This is a genomic window from Rhizobium sp. 01N447_2 (genome assembly GCF_056399245.1).
Genome location: NZ_JBFTQY010000134.1, coordinates 1 through 6854, shown reverse-complemented (window position 1 = coordinate 6854; position 6854 = coordinate 1). Strand labels below are relative to the sequence as shown.

General features: G+C 57.6%; 8 protein-coding genes and 2 pseudogenes. 4 read left to right on the top strand and 6 right to left on the bottom strand.

Annotated elements, in window-relative coordinates:
- Nucleotides 1-275 (bottom strand): DoxX family protein (locus AC1ECN_RS37775; protein WP_477955935.1); only part of this gene is annotated, 275 nt, incomplete at its 3' end.
- Between the two features lie 310 nt (nt 276-585).
- Here AC1ECN_RS37775 and AC1ECN_RS37770 point away from each other — a divergent pair.
- Both AC1ECN_RS37770 and AC1ECN_RS37765 read left to right on the top strand, forming a co-directional pair.
- Nucleotides 586-1203, top strand: a complete 618-nt coding sequence (locus AC1ECN_RS37770; RefSeq protein ID WP_018481093.1) for a cupin domain-containing protein — start codon at nt 586-588, stop codon at nt 1201-1203.
- A 262-nt stretch (nt 1204-1465) separates the two neighbouring features.
- On the top strand, nt 1466-2620 hold the full coding sequence (locus AC1ECN_RS37765; protein WP_477955933.1) for a sulfite oxidase: 1155 nt from the start codon (nt 1466-1468) through the stop codon (nt 2618-2620).
- 777 nt (nt 2621-3397) lie between these two features.
- On the opposite strand, the gene AC1ECN_RS37760 is transcribed toward AC1ECN_RS37765, so the two are convergent.
- The 5 genes and pseudogenes from AC1ECN_RS37760 to AC1ECN_RS37740 all read right to left on the bottom strand — a co-directional run bounded on the left by AC1ECN_RS37760 (nt 3398) and on the right by AC1ECN_RS37740 (nt 5885).
- The gene (locus tag AC1ECN_RS37760; RefSeq protein WP_477955931.1) at nt 3398-3526 is read right to left on the bottom strand and encodes a hypothetical protein; all 129 of its coding nucleotides are present in this window, start codon (nt 3524-3526) and stop codon (nt 3398-3400) included.
- 2 nt (nt 3527-3528) lie between these two features.
- Nucleotides 3529-3690: a helix-turn-helix domain-containing protein gene (locus tag AC1ECN_RS37755; protein WP_085990010.1), complete on the bottom strand. Its 162-nt coding sequence runs from the start codon at nt 3688-3690 to the stop codon at nt 3529-3531.
- Nucleotides 3691-4430: 740 nt separating this feature from the next.
- On the bottom strand, nt 4431-4709 hold the full coding sequence (locus AC1ECN_RS37750; protein WP_122330922.1) for a hypothetical protein: 279 nt from the start codon (nt 4707-4709) through the stop codon (nt 4431-4433).
- Between the two features lies 1 nt (nt 4710).
- Entirely contained in the window at nt 4711-5139 is a 429-nt protein-coding gene (locus AC1ECN_RS37745) for a hypothetical protein (RefSeq protein ID WP_245483684.1), read from the bottom strand.
- Nucleotides 5140-5533: 394 nt separating this feature from the next.
- A pseudogene (locus AC1ECN_RS37740) lies at nt 5534-5885 on the bottom strand (low affinity iron permease family protein).
- Nucleotides 5886-6180: 295 nt separating this feature from the next.
- On the opposite strand from AC1ECN_RS37740, the pseudogene AC1ECN_RS37735 reads away from it, so the two are divergent.
- Nucleotides 6181-6310, top strand: a pseudogene (locus AC1ECN_RS37735) (CopG family transcriptional regulator); the annotation flags it as partial.
- A gap of 68 nt (nt 6311-6378) precedes the next feature.
- A partial coding sequence (locus AC1ECN_RS37730) for a hypothetical protein (protein WP_477955928.1) occupies nt 6379-6854 on the top strand: 476 nt, incomplete at its 3' end.

The following is a 6854-nucleotide window of genomic DNA, read 5'->3' as shown; positions in this document are numbered from 1 at the left end:
GCCCAGGTAATGTGGATCGGCCATCCGTCCGGCACCGTGAGCTCGACGATCAACGTCATGAACAGCAGGCCGGTCGCCGCAAATCGGGTAGCGAAACCCAGGACCAGCAAGATCGGAAAGGTGATCTCGGCAGCGCCGGACAGGAAAGCCATGGTAACCGGCGCCGGATAGGCATAGGGACCGCCCGGCACTTCGGACCACAGGGCGACATGTACGTCATCGCGTCCATTTCGGAACTGCGCATGGTTTTGATCAGACGCTTCCCGCCGGATCATTACTCAGATCTGCCGAAATCGGACGTGGCCCTCAGCCGCAAATTGTGGTAGAATAAGAAATCAGAAATGCAAGCGAAGGGGGAGGCCGCATTGATATGCGGGCGTGCTGGCGTTCGCCATCAACCGCGCCTTTGCCGCCCGTAAGTGCTCCACGACATTCGAGCAACCATATTTGCGCTTCTTGTGGCCATCGCCACGTCTTGACAGTGCGAGACTGCGGGGCGGCATATCGCCTGCGGTCGCCCGTTTGTAAGGAAATCGCACCACCGTCGAGCGGCCCGCCAACGAAGCATTACCAGGAGGACCAACCATGAAGCTGCGATCCCTCGGCGTACGCCATATCGGCGCGCTTATGATTTCCCTATCTGCTTTCGGGCTGATGACTTCAGCCACATTGTCCGAAGAAAACAAGTTCTTCATCAAGCCGGTGGTTGAGAAGAAGATCACGGAGCTGCCGTCTGGGCCATTGTACTGGCGGCTGGAGAATTTCCCGACGCTGAAGCAGGCCCAGGATGCGGCGGGTCCGACCTCGCTTGTGGCGGAAGTTGCGGACAAGATCTGGCTGTTCACGCTCGGACCCAAGGGTGGATCGACACCAGGCGGAATCAAGGTCGCCGAGATCGGACCCCTTCCGCCGGTCAAGGCGAGCGAGTATCTGCTGCGTGTCAATCACGCCGGTGGAGCGCCCGGCACCAAGACGGCAATCCATACGCATCCGGGATCCGAGGTATTCTATGTTCTCGCCGGCAAGGTCGGTCAGAAAACGCCCCACGGCGTGACCTATACTGAAGCCGGCATGACCATGACCGGACACGGGGCCGACACGCCGATGGAGGTGTTCAACGCCGGCACAACCGATCTCGACGAGCTGGCCATCTTCGTGGTGGACGCCAATCGGCCGTTCTCCTCGCCGGCCAGCCTCGACTGAGCGACGTGACGATGCCAAAGCGAAATTGTCGGTCCTCCCGTCAGGATTCTCTGTCCACAACTCTGGACTATTTTCGCAATTGCGCATATACGAGGCAAAGTAGAAAGTCGTCCGGTGCTGCATTATTGATATGCGAAGCTGACGCTTGACTTCGTCCGGAGGCGTCTCCGGGTGGGGTAAACATCGTGCGCATATCCGTCCTTCAGACTACGGCCCAAAGCGCATTGCAGCCCGTTCCGGATGACATCCGGGAGGGAAGAACATGCCTGATCTTCAACGCAGAGAATTTATCGTTCAAGGAAGTGCGGCTCTCGCCGCAATCGCGGGTCTATACGCTTCGGAGGTCAACGCTTTTCCGACGCAGACCGGCGARAAGGTTATTCCGTGGCTCGATCAGCCGACGGAAAATCCTAATCCGGCCGTTATCCAGACGCAGCTCGTCTGGGAAGATTTGGATACCTTCATAACTCCGAATGACAAGTTCTTCAGCATCGCGCATTTCAATCGACCGACGATTGACGAGAAATCGTGGTCCCTCGATATCGGCGGCCTGATCAAGAAGCCGTTAAAATTGACGCTTGCTGACATCAAGGCGCGACCGCGACAGGAGGTCGTTTTCACAGTGGAATGCTMGGGTAACCACGGGTTCCCATTTTTCACGGGCGGCATCGGCAATGCCCGCTGGGCAGGCACGCCGCTTGCGCCGATCCTCCAGGAAGCCGGCGTCCTTGATAATGGCATCGAGGTTGTCTTCTTCGGTACCGACAGAGGCGACGTCGAAATACGCGACATCAAGATGCAACAGAACTTCGCTCGTAGCATGTCGCTCGCCGATGCAATGAGCCCCGACAATCTACTCTGCTATGAAATGAACGGCGCGAGCCTGCCGACGCCCAATGGTTTCCCGCTGCGGCTGATCGCTCCGGGTTGGTACGGCATAGCCAACGTCAAGTGGCTGAAGGAAATCGAGGTTCGCGACTCCCGTTTTATGAGCCTGCTGATGGCCCGCGACTATGTCACCATCCGGGAGGAAGAGCACGAAGGGGAGACAGTTTGGGCTGAGACTTCCGTCGGCCGAGCCCTGATAAAGTCCGCACCTGCCAAAGTCACCCGGACAGGCTCAGGTTACCGCATTATCGGCGCGGCCTGGGGGGCACCAATCGACCGGGTCGAAGTGCAAATCGATCAAACGCCATGGAAACCAGCGATCATTGATCACAGTGAGGAAGCCGATCACGCTTGGAAAATTTGGTCCTCGGATTGGGAAAATCCCTCTCCTGGAGAACACACCGTGACCTCACGCGCGATCAGTACCACTGGGCAGATTCAACCGGCAATGGACGACCCCATGATCGCCAAAAAGCACACATACTGGGAAAGCAATGGCCAGGTGACACRCCGCATCCGGATCTCTTGAGAACGTTGCTGCCACTATGTCGGGCTCATGGGGAGGGCGTCACGGTCTTTTTGCCGACGCGACAGAGCCGTGTAAACCACGACGGCTGAGGTCCTACGTTCAATCTGCGGCGTTGTCATTTCGTCCTCCGATGACGCGAGACGAAGCTAGACGGTTACCGATATTTGAACGACGGCAGGATCTCGCCAGCGAGCATGCAGGATTCAACGTCGAGACTCGTCGCTTCGATCCTCACTTACCTCGATCGGCGCTGGGGCACCGTACCTCTTTTGCGACTCGCTGTCGCTACGGTGAGGTGAAACGCAACACGGCAGTCGTTGCTCGGGCTACGTCGGCTCCCGACTTCGGCTGGATTGCCCCCTCGATAAATCTTCAATGCTCGCCAACTGCCGTCGCGAGATCTCGGCTCGGCGCCAGGGTACAAACGAACAAAAAAGGCCGGGTCGAACTCGCACCGACCTTCCGCATCGTCGTTCAATCACCAGAGCCAGCACATCCGTGGTCAAGAGCTAGGAACAAAGCGGCGTTGCGGCCTATGCCCCGACGAATTATTGCGAGTGAGTCGGACTTCGGTCCGATGGTGGACAGTAATCTCTCTGCTAATTTCCGTTCCGCTGAGACTGCAAAACTCAGCACGAAAAGGGTGTCTGCCCCTGATCCGGAGCACCCTTTTCAAACTCGTTTTCGGGAATCCCCCTTAACCCTCAGCACCAACGTTTCGCGGGCGGCCAACCCGCAGATGCGCTTCGTAGAGCGCCTTCTGATCAAAAGGGTTGATCATCCGGCCACCTGTATGACCAAGGCGGTCACGGCCGCGATGAGGCCGGCGACTGTCACCGAAAACATCATGACGAGATTTGCCGTCTCGCAGACGCGGGAATGGGAGGGAATGAGCGGGTTGTGCATGTCTATGCCGCCGCGTCGTTTTGGCGTTGCCGCATGGTCGGCGGACGCTCATAGTTGGCGGGTGGTTGAGGAGATTTACGCAGACCGGAGGCGTGGTAACGCGTCCGCCACAGCAGATGTGGCCTTGTGCCGAGAGCTGCAGCAATCGCCCGCTCACCTGCCATGTTGGGTTCCCGGAGCGTCGTTCCGGCGGTTCCACGAGGTAGCTTAATGGCATCTAATTCTCCATAGAAAAAGCCGCTCGAAGGCGGCTGCAAATTTATTCGTGATGGTGACGAGGCGCGGGGCTATGCCCATCCGGTTCCATCGCTGATCAAAGGGGATGCCGGGGGTCTTCTGGTGCCTCGGTTGGCGGCAGATTGGTTTCGTCTTCTGCGTCAGGCACGGGTGTTGGGTCGCCGGCGGGGGCGTTGGTCTTGGTCATAAAGTTTCCTTTGATTAAACGGCGAAGAGCGACAGGTCGCTCAGATCCGCGTCTTCGTAAGTGCTGCGGCCCGTGACCCCTTGGCGGCGACAAGCTCGATGATTGGCATAGGATGAAATTTCCAATTCGAGGTTATACCGAAGAAGCGACCCACGCTGGTCCAAGCCTTTTTACGGGAAATTGACGACCGACCGGTGGTGTGCGACTTTGGTGTGAAACGTGAGGGTCCGACAATGGTCGACATAGTCAGAGAAGGCTCTTTTAGAGATGGTTTCGAAGTTGGCTACAGAACCGTACGCGGGACAGCCGTAGCCCTTCCTAGTATTCCGGAACAACCTGTCACTCGCGGCAACAGCACACCGTTTCTGATGGGAGTGCGCAGAGGCATTGAGGGTGCCTTGGGTAAGGATATCGACGACTCGCCGCAGGACTAACGCCCAAAGCCACCCTCGCTCTTGATCGCCTTCCGGCTGGAGTTGACTAACGACGCCGCTTCCCGCGCCGTTTTGTTGGCGGTCCAAACTCTTTCAGCGCCCACGGCTCCCCCTGCTCAGGGTGGCGCGGTATTTCTAAAAAGGCGTCACCCAATCGCCGCCAAGCTGATTCAGCATCCTCCATCGATGGACAGTGGTAGGCATCCGTCTCGATTCCGAGATCGGCCAGTTCGTCGAAGAAATCGTGGCCGCTGGAGAACACGAAAAACCACTGGTCGAGCCCATCGGTCGAGCGCCGCTTGCCGGCCCTTCGTCTGACTGGCATATCAGCGCCTCGATCCGTAATCGGCCGTACGCGGGGAGCGTGGCGCGTCCGGACCATCCACGCCATCTAGGGCGAGCTCGCGCAGCAGTCGAGCGAAGGCGATGCGCGCGTTCTGCATGATGCCGACTTCAGGTCTCTCTTTTGGTTGGCCGAAACGGTCCGTGAACGTCTGGCCATCCCGATCGAGAACCTCGCGCGCACCTTGAGCCTGGTCCCATGCCTCGGCGGCTACCGCTTGTGTGCTTCGGGAGAAGCTCGGCGGCCTCATCACATCACCGCCGGCCGCGGCCGTCGATCGCAAGGGAGCAATTTTCGTAAAACCAAAGCTCATTGCCGAGATCGAGTATCGGGCGTGGACCGACGACGGCAAGCTGCGCACGCTTCCTACAAAGGGATGCGAGAGGAGCACGATGGAGCCGCCGTCTACCAAATTTTGTAGCTTCCTTCAGAACTCTGTCACTGGGGCAAGAATTCCGCCCCTTTTGAGTGGTTCCAATTGGGGGCGAAGTTTCCCCCAGTTCTTTAGCAGCCCTTTAGGGTACGCAATGCCCTCGGCACTGTAGGAAAGTTTTACACCGGCCGCGTCGACGGGCTTGCCGGTCAGTAGGGCAAACGCCTCCTCACCCAATCCAATAACCCGCAACACCATTCGACTGAGCTCTGCCGGGTCACGGCCTGTGTCTTTGTTCAGCRCAGCAAACAGGTCAGCATAAAAAAAGTTTGCCTCAGAGCCACCGGCGGATGGCTGCGGTTTTCCATGTTTTCCAGACTGGGCACCTCATCGAAACAACGCATCGCCAGATAGATGGCCACAATTCGGATGATCAGGTAAGTACTCCCTTCCCCGAATTCCTTTCCCCACTCAGGATTTGGGGGCAACCAATCCTTCTCGGGAAGTTGGCGGCCTGGCTCGTCAGGATGAGTTCGTCAAGCTTGGCCTGCAGAGCCTTTCCGTCACGGTTCTGGCTGTTCTGCAACACAAACACCATCAGGAAGGTGATGATGGTCGTGGTGGTATTGATCACAAGCTGCCAGGTTTCTGAATAGCCGAAAAAAGGGGCCGGAAACCGCCCGGACAAGCACGAGCGCCAAAGCCGCGACAAAGGTGAACGGCTTTCCCGAAAGCTCCGCGACCGTCGTCGCAAATTGCGAGAAGAAGTTGGGTTTGTTCGACACTGAAGGGCCTCATTGGGTCGCAGCATCAGTGCTTTCAATCGACAAGGTCAACTTCATATCCAGACCGAAGTTCCTTGCACCGCGGTCAATCAAGACGTTGGACCACCCGCCCGCAAGCGGATAGCCGGCACATCGAAGGACATCCTTCCCAGCTGGAGAACAGCAATGAAAAAAGCCGGGCTGGTGAGGCCGACGGCGCGCTCGTGGTGGCTTGGCAATTAGAAGCGGTCAGCCGCGCCATACGGGAGCACAGCAGACCCCCCTTCGGCCGGGACGGGCCGAATAAGAACGGAGCGCGCTGCGTGACCTAGCCGGCGAGCTCGGCATGACACGCAATGACACGATCAGGTTCATCGTGCGAGAGTGGATGGAGAAAAACACCTACCTCCCGCAATCTTGATGAAGACGGCGATGTGGATGGGACCGGCATGCGCAGGATAGGGGAATTTCGCCCAAGCGTCACGGTAGCGGATTTGGATGAGAGATATCTTGAATGTCGATCTTGCTGAGAAGTTTGTCGCTGTTGGTTGGAATAACATTGGCGGCGCCAGCCTTTGGCAATTGCTTGAGCGCTAACGAAACCAAATACGGCGTGCTGCTTACCAGGGAAGTGCCTTTCTATTCCGTGTTCTACAAGCCGGACGGTCCGGGTCTCACCGAACAAAAGCTGGTGGAGCGCAACCGCTCACTGCAGCCGGTGTCGGCTGTATATTTGCACCCGTTGCTCGTCGAAAAGAGAGTTAGTGCCAGCGGGACGCATGAGCTGAAATACGCGAATGCGATTGCGTTAGACGATTTACCACAGAAGAAGAACTGGCAATCCGAGACGACGCTTTTCATCAATGGCAAAAAATCCGTTTCGGGCGCTACTATTATTAGGTTCGACGGCTGGGGAGAGGAAACTATTGCATCTTGTTCCTACAAGGTTTGGGCCGTCAACAGCCGCGTCAACAGCCGTCTCGAACTGAC